Here is a 599-nt window from a genome sequence, read left to right as displayed (position 1 = left end):
ACGTTTGCAGATGGACACTTCGGGCTGCATGTATTCGGAGGCCAGGCTTATTATCAAAATGTTAAAGCCAGCTCAATGCAAGCGGCTAAGCTGCAAAAGGCAAGATTCACGAATATCGCGACTGACGGATTTCTTTATACGTCCAAATCGGAAAACGGGGAGCCGGCCACTCTTAAGGTTGCCGGAGAAGGCGAAGCCGCGCAAGCTTGGGTTTTGGTGCCTACAGGCGATGAGCATGGCTCCTACTCTATCCGTACCCTGGAAGGCAAAGCTTTGGATCTCGATACGGGACAAAACAAAATCCAGTTGTATAGCTACCTTGGCTTTAACAATCAGCGATGGCTGCTCCATCGGAACGAAGACGGTACCGTAAGCATATCTTCAGTTCATAACGGGAAAGTGTTTGAGGTTTCAGAAAACGGAAACGGGCTGAGCTTAAGCGAGCCTGATCCCGTACTTGACCGGCAAAAGTGGAGGATGGAAGTCGTCGAATAGCGTATGTCAGACTGTGAGTGTGTTTCCATGAGACATGCTTACAGTCTTTTTCAAATTGCGACGATTATTAACTTTTCCGTAGCAACTTTCCCTGCGCCGGCGCG

At 49.1% G+C, this 599-nt stretch carries 1 protein-coding gene; it reads left to right on the top strand.

What is annotated here, in order from left to right; genetic code table 11:
- On the top strand, nt 1–495 hold a 495-nt coding region (locus QMG93_RS34995), incomplete at its 5' end, for an RICIN domain-containing protein (RefSeq protein ID WP_281944518.1).
- Between the last annotated feature and the right edge of the window lie 104 nt (nt 496–599).

This window comes from Paenibacillus tyrphae, assembly GCF_027925525.1.
Lineage (GTDB): Bacteria > Bacillota > Bacilli > Paenibacillales > NBRC-103111 > Paenibacillus_G > Paenibacillus_G tyrfis_B.
This window is presented reverse-complemented; position numbering and strand designations above follow the sequence as displayed.